The following is an 18,425-nucleotide window of genomic DNA, read 5'->3' on the forward strand; positions in this document are numbered from 1 at the left end:
CGTTCAGAATTGATTCATCTCTGATCATGAAAATAGTCCGGATATCTGCGAAATAGTCCGGTTAGATAATGCACGGTTGCGGCCCGTTTTTTTGGGGCTGTCCGGGGGAAAGTCATGTATAAGAAAATTTCTACGCTGGGGGCGGTATGCACCCTGGCTCTGCTCAGTGCCTGTACCACGGTGCCGCTCTCGCCCAAGGGGCAGGGTGGTGACAAATCAGCGGGTAGTGATGTTCCATTTGACCAGGTGCGAGACAGCGGCCCTGCCGTCCCTGTGGATATGATGGCCACTCCGGAAGTCACACCCGTGCGGGAACCTATTGGGGTTGCCGGCAACAAATCGCCTTACGTGGTAAATGGCGTCAAATACCGGATATTGAAGGGCGTTAAAGGCTACCGGGAAAAGGGGCAGGCCTCCTGGTACGGCACCAAGTTCCATGGCCGCAAGACTGCAAACGGCGAGGTGTATAACATGTACGCCATGTCCGCGGCGCACAAAACCCTGCCGTTGCCGAGCTACGCCAAGGTCACCAACCTGGACAATGGCCGCAGTGTCATCGTGCGCGTGAACGACCGCGGGCCTTTTGTACCGGGCCGGATCATCGATTTGAGTTACACTGCCGCGCAAAAGCTCGGCTATATCGATAAGGGCGTGGCGCGGGTTGTGGTCGAGGCACTGGATCCGGCAGCCCTGCCCTCGGCTTCGGAGACTCTGGCGATCGAAAAGGACGCCGCCGCGCGACAGGCGCTGCCGCAGGACGCCAGCTTTAAACTGCCGGCCAATACCTTCCTGCAAGTGGGCGCATACAGTTCCGCATCCCAGGCGGAAGAGGTTCGCACCCAACTGGCCGCTGCATTCGGCTATCCTGTATCCGTCAGTCCGGTTGAGAGTGGCGGTAAGAGTCTTTACCGGGTGCGCATTGGGCCCATTGCCCAGCAGCGTGCGCTGGTTTCGCTGCGGGAATCGATCGAGAAGAAGTCCTTTGGCCAGCCCCAGGTGGTTGTCGACGCCGGCGAATAACGCCGGATGCGACTGAACCGTCATAAGGCGCGGAGGTCTACTGCTCCCGAAGCCTTTTTGCGCACATCCCGGCTGGAGCCGGGTTTTTGATACCAACTGAACGCAAGGAATAAAGAGATACCCATGTTCAAACGCTTATTTGCCTGCCTCCTCCTGACCGTCTGTTCCAGCGTGGCCCAGGCCGATAAACCGCTCATTCCTGCACCGCCGCAACTGGCGGCCACAGCCTATCTGTTGATTGACGCCCATACCGGCCAGGTGCTGGTAGAGCACGATGCGGACAAGCAGATCCCGCCGGCCAGCCTGACCAAGATGATGACCAGTTACATCGTTTCCGAAGAACTGGAGAAGGGCGCGATCAAAGAGCAGGATATGGTGAATATCTCCGAGAAGGCCTGGCGCAAAGGCGGTTCGAAGATGTTTGTCAAAGTGGGTGACAAGGTGCCGGTGATCGACCTGCTGCGCGGTGTGATCGTACAGTCCGGCAACGACGCGAGTATCGCGCTGGCAGAGTTCGTTTCCGGCAGTGAAGAGGTCTTTGCCGAAGTTATGAACCAGCAGGCGCAGTTGCTGGGTATGAACGATACCCATTTCGTCAATGCGACAGGCTGGCCGGCAGAGGGCCACGTGACCACTGCCCGTGACCTCGGCAAACTGGCGCGCGCACTGATCAATGATCACCCGGATCACTACGCGCTTTACTCCGAAAAGTATTTTCGCTTCAACGGTATCAACCAGCCGAACCGCAACCGCCTGTTGTGGCGCGACCCGGCGGTAGACGGCATCAAGACCGGTCATACCGATGAGGCCGGTTACTGTCTGGTGGCGTCTGCGGTAAAACGCGGTATGCGCCTGATCTCCGTGGTTGTTGGCACCGACAGCGATGAAAAGCGCGCGGCCGAGACCCAGAAGCTGCTCGCTTACGGTTTCCGTTATTACCAGACCCACAAGGTGTATGGCAGCAACGATGTTCTGCAGACCGAGCGCGTCTGGGGCGGCAAGACTGATACCGTGGGTGTAGCGGTCAAAAACGATGTGTTTGTGACCATCCCGCGCGGCGGCGAAGACAGCATCAAGGCTGACCTGATCATCGATGGCGAACTGAAAGCGCCCCTGGCCAAGGGCCAGCAGGTGGGCAAAGTGGTGGTGACCCTGGATGGTGAAACGGTGGCTGATGTGGCCGCAGTGGTCGCAGAAGACGTGGAAGAAGCCGGCTTCTTCAAGCGGATGTGGGATGCCATCAAGCGTTTCGTGATGGGATTCTTCGAGTAAACCGAACAAATAACTGACTGTTGCCCCGGATCCGGTTTCTCCGGCTCCGGGGCCCCGCCCACCGCTGTTCCTACCTGTCCACTCCCCGATCATCACTGTATAATCGCCGCCCGGCCGCATACCCCGGATTCCCGGCTTCATTTCAGACCTGCGGCCCCGTGAGAGTGGTATGACCCAAGAGCAGCAGCCTCCCAAGATTGAATTTCCCTGTGTTGACTATATGGTCAAGGTGGTGCGTGAGTCTGACGACGAAGTGCACGAGTTCGTCATGGAAGTCATGCGCCGCCATGCACCGGAGCTGGATGAAGCCAAGATGAAACACACGCCCAGCCGCAATGGTCGGTTTACCTCGGTGACGTTCTTCATCCTGGCCACTGGCGAGCCGCAGCTGAAGGCGTTGTTTGAAGAGCTCAAAGCCCACCCCCGTGTCCACATGGTGCTGTGATGTCTGTACCGGAACTGGCGATATGTAATCTGGGGCGTCGGGACTACGAAACCGTCTGGCGCGCCATGGCGCATTACACCGACACCCGCGGCGAAGAGGCCCGGGATCAGATCTGGTGTGTCGAGCATCCCCCGGTATTCACCCAGGGGCAGGCGGGCAAGGCCGAGCATTTACTGAATACCGGTGATATCCCGGTGGTTCAGGTGGATCGCGGTGGCCAGGTCACCTACCACGGTCCGGGCCAGCTGGTGGTCTACCCCTTGCTGGACCTGCGCCGTGCCAAAGTCGGCGTGCGCGACCTGGTGACCGCGCTGGAAGAAGCCACCGTGGCGATGCTGGAAAAATTCGGCATCGCCGCAGCGCCGCGGGCGGATGCGCCGGGGGTTTACCTGACCGATGGGCCGCGCGCGGGTAACAAGATCGCCTCGATCGGCCTGCGGGTGCGCCGCGGGTGCAGTTTCCACGGTATTGCGATCAATATCGACATGGATCTCGGGCCTTTCCTGCGCATTAACCCCTGCGGTTATGCGGGGATGCAGATGGTACAAATGGCGGAAGTGATTCAGCCTGTACCCGCATGGGGCGAGGTCGCTGAAATTTTTGTAGCGGAGCTGCTGCGCACTCTGCAATTGCCGGAAGCACAATGGCAACCGGTTGACGAGAATCTATTTGCGGTGCCCGGCATCGAATCAGGAACAACCAATGTCTGAAAGAATTGACGCTGACAAGCCGGAAATCGTCCCGGTAAAACGCACCCGCCGCCTGCAGCAGGGCGAGAAACTGCGCGATGGTGACAAGGTAGAGCGTATCCCGGTCAAGGTTATTGCCAGTGACCAGACGCTGCGCAAGCCGGACTGGATCCGGGTAAAGGTGCCTTCGGTCAAGGCCTCCAAGGAAGTGGAGCGCATCAAGAGCATCCTGCGCTCGCAGAAGCTGGCAACCGTGTGTGAAGAGGCCAGCTGCCCGAACCTGGGCGAGTGCTTCAGTGGCGGTACCGCCACCTTCATGATCATGGGTGAAATCTGCACCCGTCGCTGCCCGTTCTGCGATGTGGGCCACGGCAAGCCGAACCCGCTGGATCCGAATGAGCCGCAGCACCTGGCGGAAGCCATTGCCGCGATGAGCCTGCGCTACGTGGTGATCACTTCCGTAGACCGCGACGACCTGCGCGACGGTGGCGCCGAGCATTTTGCCGAGTGCATCAAGCGCTCCCGCGAACTGTCGCCGAACCTGCAGGTGGAAATCCTGACCCCGGACTTCCGCGGTCGTATGGACGTGGCACTGGATATTCTCGAAGCGGAAGCACCGGATGTATTCAACCACAACCTGGAAACCGTGCCGCGCCTGTACCGCGAGTCGCGCCCGGGTGCCAACTACAAGTGGTCGCTGAAACTGCTGCAGGAATACAAGAAGCGTCGTCCGGACGTTTTGACCAAGTCCGGCCTGATGGTGGGACTGGGTGAAACCAAGGAGGAAATCTTCGAGGTGATGGACGATATGCGCGCGCACGATATCGACATGCTCACCATTGGCCAGTACCTGCAGCCGAGTAAGGAGCACCTGCCGGTACAGCGCTATGTGCATCCCGATGAGTTCGAGGAGTACCGCCGCTACGCAGAGCAGATCGGATTCAAGCACGCTGCCTGTGGTCCGATGGTGCGCTCCAGCTATCACGCCGACAAACAGGCACACGGCGAAAAAGTCAGCTGACGGTTTTCCCGTGAATCCAGCCCCTGGCGTTACGGCGCCGGGGGGCTTTCCTCCCCGTTTTTCTCACCCCTCACCTGTTTTCCGCCTGTGCCCCATTCGCCAGAGTGCGGTTTGGCCGCAGTCGCCGGACGCGCGGAATCGACCCTGTTCGCCGCGGTAAACCACCCGGCCGCAATCAGGGGACAGCCAGGCCGCCTCTTCGATTATCCGCTCTGGTTTTACTGGCGATGCTGGCCTTTGCCACCGCGCCGTGCACGATGATACCGGGGGATGGTTTTTATGTTCGCTGGCAGCAATGCGGTGAACGGCTGGCGGGGTGTGCTCGACCTCGGCAGAAACTGAACGGTGCAGGATATATGTCTGCATATTTAGTGTGTTTTCGCGGTTTATGTGGTGAATGCGGCAGGTGGCAGACAATAAAATTCAGGGTTGAATTTTGCCGTGTGATCTTGTGAGCTAGTGCTGACCGCCTGGGTCTGGCGGAGTGGTACTATCGCTAAAAGTCCATAAAAACAGCTAAGTGAAGAATTGATGAAAAAAGTTCCTGTGCTTGCACTGGCAAGTGTGCTCGCAGCCTGTGCGGGCGAATCTCCAGAGAGTAAGAAAAGCGTGAATGCAGAAGCAGAGCCCACAGCCGTTGCCGAAGTTGCCGTGTCCGCGTTGAGTTATCCAGCGACGCGCAAGGATGACGTGGTGGATACCTACTTTGGTACCGAAGTGGCGGATCCGTACCGCTGGCTGGAAGATGACCGCAGCGCGGAAACCGAATCCTGGGTTAAGGCTCAGAATGCGGTGACTTTTGGTTACCTGGATCAGATCGGTTACCGCGAAACCCTGAAGCAGCGCCTGGAGCAGCTGTGGAACTACGAAAAAGTCGGTTCGCCGTTCAAGGAAGGGGATTACACCTACTTCTATCGCAATGACGGCCTGCAGAACCAGTATGTGGTCTGGCGCAAGAAGGGCGATGGCGAAGCTGAAGTCTTCCTCGACCCGAATACCTTCAGTGAAGACGGCACCACGTCACTGGCCAGCCTGCAGTTCTCCAAAGACGGCTCCATCGTCGCCTACTCCATTTCCGAGGGCGGCAGTGACTGGCGCAAGATCATCATCATGGATGCCGAGACCAGGCAGGTACTCGAAGAGCCACTGGTGGACGTGAAATTCTCGGGTATTTCCTGGGTAGGCAACGAAGGTTTCTACTACTCCAGTTACGACAAGCCGGAAGGCAGTGAGCTGTCGGCCAAGACCGACCAGCACAAGCTGTATTTCCACAAGCTGGGTGAGCCCCAGTCGGCTGACGAACTGATCTTCGGTGGCAAGGCGGAAGAGAAGCGCCGCTATGTTTCCGGCACCGTGACCGAGGACGACCGCTATCTGGTGATTTCCGGTGCGACCTCCACCTCCGGTAACGACCTCTACATCCGCGACCTGAGCAAGGCGGATGCGCCGCTGGTGCAGATCCTGGATGACTTCGACTCCGATACCTATGTGCTCGACAACCAGGGCAGCACCCTGTACCTGGTGACCAACCGCAATGCACCGAACAAAAAGATCGTCACCGTTGATGCCGCAGCGCCTGCGGAAGAGAACTGGAAAGACTTTATCGGTGAGACCGAGAACGTACTGACCGCCTCCACCGGTGGTGGTTACATCTTCGCCGAGTACATGGTGGATGCCCTGTCAAAGGTCTACCAGTATGACTATAGTGGCAAGCAGGTGCGCGAGATCGCTTTGCCGGGACCCGGCAGCGCAAGCTCCCTGGATGGCAAGCGCGAAGACACGACCCTGTATTACTCCTTCACCAACTACAAGACCCCGGCCACCATCTTCGCGTTTGATGTGAAAGAGGGGCAGTCCAGTGTCTACCGTGAGTCCGGGGCCAAGTTTGATCCCGCCGGCTACGAGTCCAAGCAGGTGTTCTACACCTCCAAGGACGGCACCAAGGTGCCGATGCTGATCACCTACAAGAAAGGCATCGAGCTCAATGGCAAGAACCCGACCATCCTGTATGGTTACGGCGGCTTCAATGTCAGCCTGACCCCGTCCTTCAGCATCGCCAATGCGGTGTGGCTGGAGCAGGGTGGTGTTTATGCGGTTCCCAACCTGCGCGGCGGCGGTGAGTACGGCAAGCGCTGGCACGATGCGGGCACCAAGCTGCAGAAGCAGAATGTGTTCGACGACTTTATCGCCGCCGGTGAGTACCTGATCGAGCAGGGCTACACCTCCAGCGACTACCTCGCCATTCGCGGCGGCTCCAACGGCGGCCTGTTGGTGGGCGCGGTCATGACCCAGCGTCCTGATCTGGTGAAAGTGGCGCTGCCGGCCGTGGGCGTGATGGACATGCTGCGCTACCACACCTTCACTGCCGGTGCCGGCTGGGCCTATGACTACGGTACCGCCGAGCAGAGCAAGGAAATGTTCGAGTACCTGCTGGGTTACTCCCCGGTCCACAACGTGAAGGCAGGCACCGCCTACCCGGCGACCATGGTGACCACCGCGGATCACGACGACCGCGTGGTGCCGGCGCATTCCTTCAAGTTTGCCGCCGAGCTGCAGGCGAAGCAGGCGGGAAGTGCCCCGACCCTGATCCGTATCGAAACCAACGCCGGCCACGGCGCCGGTACCCCGGTATCAAAAACCATTGAGCAGTACGCGGATCTGTTCAGCTTCACCCTGTACAACATGGGTGTGAAGACCCTGCCTAACGGCTGATCCCAACAGCCCCGCGCAAACACCAAAGCCCGGCCATGTGCCGGGCTTTTTGTTGCCTGTCAGTCGGATGCCCCGGTTTATACGCTATCGCGGCGCTTTCCCGATCCTTTCCCGGCTTCCCATTTTGCAAAGTGGCACCTCCTGGGGAAAAAAGTGATACCTGCTGATGGAAAATGGCACGCTTTGCCGGTGGCAGCCCATGGTATTGTGCTGAGCAGCTTTGTATGAGGGGAAAGACCGTCGCGTGGGGTTTACATCCCGGTGTGAAAGTCCGAACCGCTTGGCCGTGAATAACTATCATAAAGGGTGACTTATGGCGGGAATCCAGGTTTCTATGAAGGGTGTCAAAGCCGGTACCAGTGTGGTCGGCGCTGAAGGCAATTTCAGGTTTGCGCTGACAGCACTTACCGTGCTGTTTTTTATGTGGGGCTTCCTCACATGCCTCAATGACATCCTGATCCCACACCTGAAGAAAGTATTCGACCTGAACTACACCCAGGCGATGCTGATTCAGTTCTGTTTCTTTGGCGCCTACTTCCTGGTGTCACTGCCGGCCGGTGCGCTGGTCAAGCGGATTGGCTTCCAGAAAGGCATCGTCGGTGGGCTGCTGGTCGCTTCGGCGGGTTGTGTGCTGTTCTATCCGGCGGCGGAGAGCCACTCCTACCCGGTCTTCCTCGCTGCGCTGTTCGTGCTGGCTTCGGGGATCACCCTGCTGCAGGTGTCTGCGAATCCGTATGTAACAGCACTGGGCAAGCCGGAGACCGCTTCCAGCCGGTTGACCATGACCCAGGCGTTCAACTCCCTGGGTACAACCATCGCGCCCCTCTTTGGTGGCGTACTGATTCTCTCCGCCGCGACAGTCGGCGCCGACGCGTTGAGCCCGGAGGCCGAAGCCGCCGCGGTGAAGGTGCCCTACCTGATTCTGGCCGGTGTATTGGCCTTCCTGGCGGTGGTGTTCAGCCAGCTCAAACTGCCGAATATCAATGTGCGCGGCGACGACGCCGTGGCCGCTGAAGGGGAGTCCGTCTGGTCCCATCGTCACCTGGTGTTGGGGGCCGTCGGTATTTTCGTGTACGTCGGCGCTGAAGTATCCATAGGCAGCTTCCTGGTCAACTTCCTCGGGCTCGACAGCGTAGCGGGTCTGGAAGAAGCCGATGCAGCCCATTACATCGCCTACTACTGGGGCGGTGCCATGGTCGGCCGCTTTGTGGGCGCGGTAGTGATGAGCCGGGTATCCCCGGGGCTGGTACTGGCATGTAATGCGGCGGCGGCCATCCTGCTGGTGCTGCTGGCCATCGTGGGTGCCGGCAGCCTGGCCATGTGGGCGATCCTGCTGGTGGGCCTGTGCAACTCCATCATGTTCCCGACCATTTTCAGCCTGGCGCTGCAGGGGCTGGGCAAGCAGGCAGGACAGGCGTCCGGCGTGCTGTGCCTGGCGATTGTGGGTGGCGCGCTGGTGCCCCTGATCCAGGGCGTGGTTGCCGATGCCGCCGGCCTGCAGATTTCCTTCCTGGTGCCGGTGGTGTGCTATCTGTACATCGCGTATTACGGTCTCAAGGGTTCCCGTGTGGCAGTGCACTGACGCTGCCAACCCGTAACCTTCTTTTCACTGCCGGCGGCTCTCGCCGGCAGTAACTTCCCAAGCTTCCCTCTTTTCCCGTTACTGCTTTCCCCTTCCTTTTTCCTGAACTTTGCCGCAAGTGGCTTCACACCACCTCCAGCCAGGTCAGGTAGCCTGTGCCCAGTACCCGGTAGTGGCCCCTGAAGGTCTGCGGTGGGCCAAAGCCAGCACCTATGTCATTCAACAGCACCAGCTCCAGGCTGCCACCGTCATCGCCGATGTGTTGCGCGCGAACCTCGGCGTCCTGGAAGTCGAAGTATTGCCGCACCAGCGGATACAGGGCCTTGAACAGGCTTTCCTTTGCGGAAAACACCAGGGTAAGCCACTGGTTATCCGTGAGTGGTGCAGGTGGGCCCCGGCGGGTTTCCCCGGGCGTCATGATCAGGGCGCGAACGTTGTCTGCACTGGCGGGGGCGATCAGGGGTTCGTAGTCGACGCCAACGGGGTAAGCGCTCAAGGCGCAAATGGCCAGGTCGTCGCTGTGGCTGATGGCCCCGTGAATACCCTGGGGCCAGACTGGACAGCGGTCTTCCCCGCTGGCGATATGGCCGCTGACCGCAGTGGAGACACCCCGCGACAGCAGCAGCTGTTGGGCACAGCGGCGGCCGGCGAGAAACTCCGCGCGGCGCTTGCGCACGGCCCTGGCCAGCTGCGAAGGAAAGGTGATACCGAAGTGCGCGAACAGCCCGTCATCGTAGTGTTCCTGTGAAAATGCCAGCAGCCGTGCCGTGCCGCTGAAGCCTTCAAGGGGCAGGTCGTAGTGCTGGTGGATAAACTGGCTGCTCGTTTCGGCGGTGGTCATCGGCGCAGGAATCGGGTTGCTCGGGATTGTATTCGAGCGATTGTGCGGCAAAGGGGCGCTGCGAGCCAGCCACAGTCGCGTGGCTGGCCGAAAGGGAAAGGGTTAGCGGGGCTGGATCAGTGCGCGTAGGTCAGGCAGTTTACGGTGTCGCCACTGTAGCCGAGCTCGATTTTTTCCGCAGAGCACTCGTAATCGTCATTGTGATTGCAGTCTGTGATCTTGCAGGCGCCGACGCCGGCGATGCGCGCGCGCTTGGTGTGATGGCTGTTGCTGAAGTAGGTGTCGCAATCCGGGTCTTTGCCGTCGCCAATGGTGATGGCGCGGGCGTGACAGGCAGAGTCGGTGTTGTACGCGCACTCAATGGCGGCGCAGCTGCTGACTTCAGGCATGTCGGTAGCGATGATCATGGTGCAGTTCTCGTTGGATTATTGTGAAAGGATCAAACCCCACCGATGAGCCTAGTTCAGGGCCCGGGGCTGTCAAACGCGTGGCGGCCAATCCCCCGCATTTCCGACAGGGCTGCGACGTTTCGCTAATTGCATTCGCGGCCATGGGCCGGTTAACTAGCGGTTGACCCCGGAAAAAGAATTTCGCGCTCGCGAGACTAAAAACAGGTTTCTGTTCATGATCGGTAAACCGCTGCTGCTGTTTTTCGCGCTCCTGTACGTTGCCGTACTGTTCGTTGTGGCCTGGCGCGCAGATCAGCGCAAGCAGTGGTTGCTGCGTTACCGGCCGTTGATCTACGGCCTTACGCTCGCGGTGTACTGCAGTTCGTGGACCTTTTTCGGTGCGGTGGGGCAGGCGGTCAGCGATACCTGGAGTTACCTGCCGATTTACCTGGGGCCAATTTTACTGTTCCTCTTTGGCAGCGGTTTCCTGCGCAAGTTGATGCTGGCGGGGGAGCGGCAGAAGGTGACCTCGGTGGCCGACTTTATCGGCTCCCGCTACGGCAAGAGTCGTGGATTGTCGGCACTGGTCACGCTGCTCGCCATTGTGGGCAGCCTGCCGTATATCGCCCTGCAGCTGCGCGCCGTTACCATGGGGTGGGAGGCCATCGGTAATGAGTCCGTCAGCGAAACCTTCCTGAACCTGGATACCGCACTGGCCACGGCACTGCTGATGGGGCTTTTCGCGATCCTGTTCGGTACCCGGCACCTGGAGGGGCGCGAGCGCAACCGCGGGGTTGTGGCGGCGATTGCGCTGGAGTCCCTGGTCAAGCTGTTTGCGTTCGGCGCGGTGGCGGCACTGGCGCTGTGGTTGCTGGCCACGGACACCAGCGGGCTGCCAAAGGAGTACTGGCAGTGGCAGTCCCTGACGCCGGATATCAACTTCCTCACCCAGACCCTGCTGGCGATGGCGGCGATCATCTGCCTGCCGCGCCAGTTTCATATGGCCGTGGTTGAGTACCAGGACGAGCGCGACCTGCAAACCGCGCGCTGGCTGTTGCCGTGCTATCTGGTGCTGTTTTCGGTCCTGATCCTGCCCATCGCCCTTGCCGGCCAGCCGCTGGCGGCGATGGGGTTGAGCGACCCGGACAGCCTGGTACTGACACTGCCCCTGAGCAGTGGCAACAACATGCTGACCCTGTTCGCGTACATCGGGGGGTTTTCCGCCGCCACTGGCATGGTCATTGTGGCGGCGGTGACACTGGCGGTCATGGTCTCGAACGAGCTGGTGGCGCCGGTCTGGCTTTACCTCTCGCGCTATACCCGGCTTTCCGCGATCTCCCTGGGCAACCATTTACGCCTGATCCGCCGCGTCAGCATCCTGCTGCTGATGCTGATGAGCTGGGGCGTGCACCGGGCGATTACCGGCATGGAGGCCCTGGCCTCCATCGGCCTGTTGTCGTTTGCCGCCGCCGCGCAGCTGGCGCCGGCGATTGTCGGGGCGCTGTACTGGCGCCGCGCGCACCGGCGCGGAGTCTGGGCGGGATTGATTGCCGGTTACGGCCTGTGGGGCTACTGTCTGGTGCTGCCGGCGATATTCCCGCAGCACCCGGCGATTACTCTCGGCGCCTTCGGCGTCGACTGGTTGCGCCCACAGGCACTGTTTGGTGTGAGTGGACTGGACTCCCTCAGCCATGGTGTTTTCTGGAGCCTGGTGTGCAACCTGGCGCTGTTCGTGTCTGTATCCCTCTGTTGTCGCCAGCGGAGCAGTGATCGCCATCAGGCGGCGCTGTTTATGGATGCCCAAACCAGTACCGAAGCTGCTGCAGACCTGGTGCCGACAGCCATTCACATGGGGCAGGTGCGTATCCTGCTGCAGCCGTTTGTGGGCGCCCAGCGGCTGGAGGAAATCTGGAACGGGTTCGAGCAGCGCAGCCAGCAGCGGCTGTTGCCGGACGATACCGCGCCGCGCTTTGTGGTGGCGGAGGCGGAGCGCACCCTGGCGGGGATTGTGGGTTCGGCGGCAGCACACCAGGTGATGGAACTGTTGCACAGCAACCGGCCGCTGCAACTGGAAGATATCGCGCGGCTGGTGGACAGCACCTCCCAGCGCCTGCGCTTCAGTCAGGAACTGCTGCAGACCACGGTGGAAACCATCAGCCAGGGCATCAGTGTGGTGGATGCGGACCTGCGCCTGGTGGCCTGGAACCAGCACTATCTGGAGCTGTTCAATTACCCGGAGCGCCTGCTCTACATCGGCTGCCCGGTGGCCAACCTCTACCGCCACAATGCGGAGCGCGGCCTGTATGGCCCGATTGACGACCCCGACGAACTCGAGGTGCAGGTACAGAAGCGTCTGGATCTGCTGCGCCACGGCAGCGCGCACCGGTTTGAGCGACGCCTGCCCAGTGGCGCCATTGTGGAAGTGCGTGGAACCCCCATGCCCGGCGGCGGGTTTGTGACGACCTTTACCGATATCAGCGAATACCGCGCCGCCGTGGATGCGCTGGAGGAAAACCGGCGCACGCTGGAGGACCGGGTCGAGTTGCGCACCGCAGAGTTACTGGAAAGCAACCGCGCGCTGCAGGAAGAGAACCGCCGGCGCGGCGAGGTGGAAGCGAAAATCCGCGAGCTGCACGGCGCCAAAACCCGCTTCCTCGCCCACACCAGCCACGATCTGCTGCAACCGATCAACGCGGCGCGCCTGTTTATCGCCTCGCTGCAACAGAAAGCGGCACGGGGCAGCTGGCGGGAAATGGGGGACGATATCCACTATATCGACAGCGCCCTGACCTCGGCGGAGCAGTTGATCGGTGCCCTGCGGGAAATCAGCCGCCTGGATGCGGGCAACCTCACGCCCAAGCGGGAGCACTTCCCGCTGCGGCAGCTGCTGGACGGACTCAATGCGGAGTTTTCCGTCATTGCCAGCGAGCGCGGACTGTCGCTGGATTACGTTGCCACCGACGCCTGGGTGTTCAGCGACCGGCACCTGTTGCGCCGTATTCTGCAGAATTTCCTCAGCAATGCGCTGCACTACACCTCCCGCGGGCGGGTGTTACTTGGCGTGCGCCGGCGCGCGGCCGATATCGACAGCGGCCGCGGGATGCTGGAGATACAGGTGTGGGACACGGGCCCCGGCATCGCCGAGGAAGTGCAGGCACAGATTTTCGACGAATTCGTGCGCCTTGGGGGCAGTGAGCGCAGTGCCGACAAGGGGCTGGGCCTGGGGCTGGCGATTGCCAAGCGCAGTGCAGATCTGCTCGGCCACCGGATTTGCCTGAAATCGATACCCGGGCGGGGATCCATGTTCAGTATTTTGGTACCGCTGGGGTGGGCCCAGAGCCACGCGGTAACTCAATCACAGAGCCTGCCGGGCGGGGGCAATCTGTCCGCGGTGTCTGTGCTGTGTATCGACAATGAGATTGCCATCCTGCGCGGGATGCAGAGTCTGCTGGAAGGCTGGGGGTGCCGCGTGGTGACTGCCGCATCACTGGAAGCGGCGCTGGAGAACTGGGTCGACTCGGAACCGCCGCAACTGGCGATTGTGGACTATCACCTGGATCGGGACGCCACCGGGGTCGAAGCGCTGGATCGGCTGTGTGAGCACTGGGGCGCGGCCGTGCCGGGAATACTGGTCAGTGCCGATATTTCCGAGGAAGTGCGCAATTCGGCGGCGGCGCGGGGCTGGTTCTACCTGCCAAAACCGGTCAAGCCGGCGGCACTGAGGAACCTGATTCGGCGGCTGGTACGGAAGGTGCCGGCCTGAAGCGGCAGTTGGCAAGGTCGGGAACCGAAATTATTGTCTGAATTTTGTTCAGTTTGCCGGGCGTAATCCGCTTGGGTTGCCATTTTGACTTGGATCAATGGTCACATTTTGACCGCCCGAAGAATGCCTCGCGTTAGCCAATTCGAAAGACGGCCAACGTCTAGAGGTAAACATTATGGCAACTACCAGGTTGACGACTTCCAGCGGCGCTCCGGTCGCTGACGACAACACCAGTATTTCCGCCGGTGAGCGCGGATCGCTCACCTTTGACAACTTCCGCATGTTCGAAAAGCTCGCGCACTTCAACCGCGAGCGCATTCCCGAGCGGGTGGTGCATGCCCGTGGAACCGGTGCTTACGGTACCTTCCGCCTCAACAAGGATCTCTCCCACCTGACCATTGCCGACTTCCTGCAGACGGCTGGCAGTGAAACCCCGGTGTTCGTGCGCTTTTCCACCGTGGGCGGCGGCCAGGACTCCAGTGATTACGCGCGGGATCCGCGCGGCTTCGCGGTGAAGTTCTACACCCGAGAGGGCAATTTTGACCTGGTGGGCAACAATACCCCGGTATTCTTTCTCAATGATCCGGCCAAATTTCCCGACTTCGTGCACTCGCAGAAAAAACATCCGCGCACAAACCTGCCGGATCCCGCGGCCATGTTCGAGTTCTGGGCCAACCATCCACAGTCGTTGCACCAGATGACCATCTTGATGTCGGATCGCGGTATTCCACTGAGCTACCGCCATATGCACGGCTTTGGTTCGCACACCCTGAGTTTCTGGAACAGGGAAGGTGAGCGCTTCTGGGTGAAATGGCACCTTAAGTCCCAGCAGGGCATCAAGACCGTGCGCGCTGACGCGGCGGCCAACTACCCGGCCCATGGGGCGCAGCAGGATCTGGTGGAATCCATCGACTGCGGAGATTATCCCAGGTGGAGCGTAAAGTTGCAGGTGCTGAGCGAGGCTCAGGCGAAATCGCTTTCGGTGAACCCGTTTGATCTCACCAAAGTATGGCCGCACGCGGAAGTGCCCTTGCAGGAAATCGGCATGCTGGAGCTGAGCCGCAATGTGGATAACTATTTTGCGGAAACCGAGCAGGCGGCATTCGCGCCCAGCAATCTCGTTCCCGGCATCGGCGCGTCACCCGACAAGATGTTGCAGGCACGCCTGTTTGCTTACCAGGATGCACACCGTTACCGCGTGGGGGCCAACGTCAACACTATCCCTGTGAATGCGCCCCGGTGTCCAGTCAATCACTATCAGCGCGACGGCGCGTTTGCGGGCATGTGCCCGGTTTCGGGAAAGGCGCCCAACCAGGGCAGTGAGGTGCATTTCTATCCCAATGACCGCGTTGACCGGGGCGCGCCCGCACCGGTGCCGGAAGTGGCGGAACCGCCAATGCCACTGGAGCAGGATGCGTGGATCAAGCCCTACAGCCAGGATGGCGACGACTATTACTCCCAGGCCGGCGCGCTGTTCCGGTTGATGAGTGACGACCAGCAAACCCAGCTTGTGGAAAACATTGCTGCAGGCCTGTCGCAGGCGGATGTCTCGATTCAGGCGCGAATGCTCGAGCAGTTTTACCGGGCGGATCCCGCCTATTGCGACAGGGTGAAAGCGGCGCTTGCCGATATTGCGGAAGCGTAAACTTGTCGTGTTATCCACATAAAAAAAGGCGGTGTGACCGCCTTTTTTTATGTGGATAAATCAATACCGGGTCAGTTGAGCTGTTCTGTTTTGACCGCCGGCCTTTGTGGTGCTGAGAATTGCCCGGGCTGCTCCACATCCAGGCTGCTGAGCGCCAGTACCGCCTGGGTGCGGGAATTCACCTCGAGCTTGCGGAACAGGGCGGTCAGGTGGGCCTTTACCGTGGCTTCCGTCACCTGCATTTCGTAGGCAATCTGTTTATTCAGCAGTCCTTCGGCCAGCATGGTGGCCACGCGGAACTGCTGTGGTGTAAGGGTGGCGATGACATCGGCCACGCCGTTTTCACTGTCACTGATATCGCCGGCACTGTAGCGTTCGGCAATTTCCGGCGGCAGCCAGATTTCCCCACCGAGCACCTGCTTCAGTGCCTCACTCATCAGCTCCACCGGGGCGGACTTGGGCAGGAACCCGCAGGCGCCATAGTCAATGGCGCGGCACATGACTTCCGGCTTTTCATTGGCGGAAACCACCATGACCGGCAGTTGCGGGTACTGGCCGGCAAGGAAAATCAAACCGCTGAAGCCGTGTGCCCCGGGCATGTGCAGGTCGAGCAGCAACAGGTCGCAGTCGGGGTGAGCGGCGACGCAGTCCTGCAGGCTCTGCAGGTCGCTGGCCTCGAAAATTTCCGCATCCGGAAAGGTCTGGGCTATGGACTGGCGCAGGGCACCACGGAACAGAGGGTGATCGTCCGCAATAATGAACTGGTGCGCCCCTTGAGCGGGGTCGTTGTGATTTTTCATCGCTATTCATCCCTTCCGGTCGAAGGCGGTTTTCCCAATGTACATGGAAATTGCCCACGGTTCTTATTATGAATTTTTATAAACCTTTCCCACGCAGGCGGGGATGACTTTACTGCGTTTAAGGCCGGCCTTCAAAAAGGCCTGTTGATCTTGAGCCATTGCGATTGCCCCGGAGGCCTGATGCAGGCCCCGGGGCCGCGCGTCAACGGTTGCTATGCAACAGTGGCCGCGGCGCGGTTGGCGATCAGGTTGTCGACCACGGCGGGGTCGGCGAGGGTGGAAATATCCCCCAGCTGATCGCACTCATCCGCGGCAATCTTGCGCAGGATGCGCCGCATGATTTTGCCCGAGCGGGTTTTCGGCAGGCCCGGTGCCCACTGGATGACATCCGGGGTCGCGATCGGGCCGATCTCCGCGCGCAGCCAGTTACACAGGGCTTTGCGCATTTCCTCACTGGGCTGCTGGTCGCTGTTCAGGGTCACATAGATGTAAATGCCCTGGCCCTTGATGTCATGGGGATAACCGACCACTGCCGCCTCGGCGACGGCCTCGTGCGCCACCAGTGCACTTTCGAGCTCGGCGGTGCCCATGCGGTGCCCGGATACGTTCAGTACGTCGTCCACGCGCCCGGTGATCCAGTAGTAACCGTCCTCATCGCGCCGCGCGCCGTCACCGGTGAAATACAGGTTGTCGAAGGTGCTGAAATAGGTATCGATAAAGCGCTGGTGGTCACCGAACACGGTGCGCATCTGCCCCGGCCAGCTGCCCACAAGCACCAGGTTGCCCTCTGCGGCACCATCGAGGAACTTGCCTTCGTTGTCTACCAGTGCCGGTTGCACACCGAAGAAGGGGCGGGTGGCGGAGCCCGGCTTGAGTGCGGTCGCGCCGGGCAGTGGCGTGAGCATGGCGGCGCCGGTCTCGGTCTGCCACCAGGTATCCACGATGGGGCACTGGCCGCGTCCGAAGGTGCGGTGGTACCACTTCCAGGCTTCAGGGTTGATCGGCTCGCCCACAGTGCCGAGCAGACGCAGGCTCGCCAGGCTGGCACCGGCCACCGGCTTGTCGCCTTCCGCCATCAGTGCGCGGATGGCAGTGGGCGCGATGTAGAGAATATTGATGTCGTGGTCATCGATGATCTGGGCCACGCGGGTGACATCGGGATAGTTGGGCACACCTTCGTACATGACCGTGGTGGCGCCATTCGCCAGTGGGCCGTAAATGATATAGCTGTGGCCGGTGATCCAGCCGATGTCGGCGGCACACCAGTAGCGCTCGCCGCGGCGGTAATCGAATACGTATTCGTGGGTGAGGGAGGCGTAAGTGAGGTAGCCGCCACTGGTGTGCAATACGCCCTTGGGCTTGCCGGTGGAACCCGAGGTGTAGAGGATAAACAGCGGATCCTCCGCATCCATTGCTTCCGCCGGGCAGTCGTCGTCCTGGGCGGATACGAGATCGCGGTAATCGCGGTCGATACCCGGGTTCCACGCGACTTCGTCCCCGGTGTAGTTGACCACCACCACGTGATCCACGGCCGACTCGCCGCACAGGGCCACTGCCTTGTCGACATTCTGCTTCAACTGTACGGTCTTGCCACCGCGGCGGCCGGCATTGGCGGTAATCACGATACGGGACTTGCCATCCTGCATGCGCCCGGCCAGTGCTTCCGGGGAAAAGCCGGCGAACACCACCGAGTGCACTGCACCAATGCGGGCACAGGCGAGCATGGCCACTGCCGCTTCCGGAATCATCGGCATATAGATGGTCACCACATCCCCTTTCTGTACGCCGAGCTTTTTCAGCCCATTGGCAAACCGGCACACATCCCGGTGCAGTTCCCGGTAACTGATGTTGCGCGAGGTACCGGGTTCGTCGCCAACCCACAGGATTGCGGTGGTGTCTCCGTATTCGGCCAGATGCCGGTCGAGGCAGTTGGCGGCGACATTCAGCTGTCCGTCGGCGAACCAGCGGATATGCAGGTCGTCGCGGGCAAAAGAGACATCCTTCACCTCGGTGAACGGCTTGATCCAGTCGAGACGCTGCGCCTGTTCGCGCCAGAAGTTCTCATTGTCCGCAATCGAGCGGTTGTACAGGTCGAAGTACTGCTCTTCATTGGTCAGGGTCTTGTTCGCGTAGGCCGCGGGAACGGGATAGACAGCGGATTTTGGATCGGTCTCGTGGTGCATTTACAGGCCCTCGGTGCTTATTTCTCTCAGGCGCGCATTCTGGCATTGGGGTTTAACCGGGGC

General features: G+C 60.5%; 13 protein-coding genes. 9 read left to right on the forward strand and 4 right to left on the reverse strand.

The window, feature by feature from the left end:
• Positions 1-114 precede the first annotated feature (114 nt).
• The 7 genes from ACNKU7_RS13970 (at position 115) to ACNKU7_RS14000 (ending at position 8,741) form a co-directional block, all read left to right on the forward strand.
• Positions 115-1,020 (forward strand): septal ring lytic transglycosylase RlpA family protein, encoded by a 906-nt coding sequence (locus ACNKU7_RS13970; RefSeq protein WP_418297606.1) that lies wholly within the window; start codon positions 115-117, stop codon positions 1,018-1,020.
• Positions 1,021-1,143: 123 nt separating this feature from the next.
• Complete coding sequence (locus ACNKU7_RS13975) at positions 1,144-2,292, forward strand: D-alanyl-D-alanine carboxypeptidase family protein (protein ID WP_418297607.1); 1,149 nt, start codon at positions 1,144-1,146, stop codon at positions 2,290-2,292.
• Positions 2,293-2,461: 169 nt separating this feature from the next.
• Entirely contained in the window at positions 2,462-2,737 is a 276-nt protein-coding gene (locus ACNKU7_RS13980) for an HP0495 family protein (RefSeq protein ID WP_418297608.1), read from the forward strand.
• Positions 2,737-3,447, forward strand: coding sequence for a lipoyl(octanoyl) transferase LipB (gene lipB, locus ACNKU7_RS13985; protein ID WP_418297609.1), 711 nt, complete (start codon positions 2,737-2,739; stop codon positions 3,445-3,447). The genes ACNKU7_RS13980 and lipB overlap by 1 nt, the downstream gene beginning before the upstream one ends.
• Positions 3,440-4,447, forward strand: coding sequence for a lipoyl synthase (lipA, locus tag ACNKU7_RS13990; RefSeq protein WP_418297610.1), 1,008 nt, complete (start codon positions 3,440-3,442; stop codon positions 4,445-4,447). Before lipB ends, lipA begins: the two co-directional genes overlap by 8 nt.
• A gap of 531 nt (positions 4,448-4,978) precedes the next feature.
• Complete coding sequence (locus ACNKU7_RS13995; RefSeq protein ID WP_418297611.1) at positions 4,979-7,159, forward strand: prolyl oligopeptidase family serine peptidase; 2,181 nt, start codon at positions 4,979-4,981, stop codon at positions 7,157-7,159.
• Positions 7,160-7,493: 334 nt separating this feature from the next.
• The gene (locus ACNKU7_RS14000) at positions 7,494-8,741 is read left to right on the forward strand and encodes a sugar MFS transporter (protein ID WP_418297612.1); all 1,248 of its coding nucleotides are present in this window, start codon (positions 7,494-7,496) and stop codon (positions 8,739-8,741) included.
• Positions 8,742-8,865: 124 nt separating this feature from the next.
• Here the strand turns inward: ACNKU7_RS14000 and ACNKU7_RS14005 are convergent, their stop codons facing one another.
• Together ACNKU7_RS14005 and ACNKU7_RS14010 are read right to left on the reverse strand one after the other, a co-directional pair.
• Complete coding sequence (locus tag ACNKU7_RS14005) at positions 8,866-9,582, reverse strand: 4'-phosphopantetheinyl transferase family protein (RefSeq protein ID WP_418297613.1); 717 nt, start codon at positions 9,580-9,582, stop codon at positions 8,866-8,868.
• 116 nt (positions 9,583-9,698) lie between these two features.
• Positions 9,699-9,989, reverse strand: coding sequence for a DUF1540 domain-containing protein (locus tag ACNKU7_RS14010; RefSeq protein WP_418297614.1), 291 nt, complete (start codon positions 9,987-9,989; stop codon positions 9,699-9,701).
• Between the two features lie 217 nt (positions 9,990-10,206).
• On the opposite strand from ACNKU7_RS14010, the gene ACNKU7_RS14015 reads away from it, so the two are divergent.
• Positions 10,207-13,734: a PAS domain-containing hybrid sensor histidine kinase/response regulator gene (locus ACNKU7_RS14015; RefSeq protein ID WP_418297615.1), complete on the forward strand. Its 3,528-nt coding sequence runs from the start codon at positions 10,207-10,209 to the stop codon at positions 13,732-13,734.
• 175 nt (positions 13,735-13,909) lie between these two features.
• The gene (locus ACNKU7_RS14020) at positions 13,910-15,379 is read left to right on the forward strand and encodes a catalase (RefSeq protein ID WP_418297616.1); all 1,470 of its coding nucleotides are present in this window, start codon (positions 13,910-13,912) and stop codon (positions 15,377-15,379) included.
• A 71-nt stretch (positions 15,380-15,450) separates the two neighbouring features.
• Here the strand turns inward: ACNKU7_RS14020 and ACNKU7_RS14025 are convergent, their stop codons facing one another.
• Both ACNKU7_RS14025 and acs read right to left on the reverse strand, forming a co-directional pair.
• Positions 15,451-16,179 (reverse strand): response regulator transcription factor, encoded by a 729-nt coding sequence (locus ACNKU7_RS14025; protein WP_418297617.1) that lies wholly within the window; start codon positions 16,177-16,179, stop codon positions 15,451-15,453.
• Positions 16,180-16,391: 212 nt separating this feature from the next.
• Positions 16,392-18,362, reverse strand: coding sequence for an acetate--CoA ligase (gene acs, locus ACNKU7_RS14030; RefSeq protein WP_418297618.1), 1,971 nt, complete (start codon positions 18,360-18,362; stop codon positions 16,392-16,394).
• Positions 18,363-18,425 lie beyond the last annotated feature (63 nt).

Origin of the sequence: Microbulbifer weihaiensis (genome assembly GCF_048323715.1) — a bacterium.
Lineage (GTDB): Bacteria > Pseudomonadota > Gammaproteobacteria > Pseudomonadales > Cellvibrionaceae > Microbulbifer.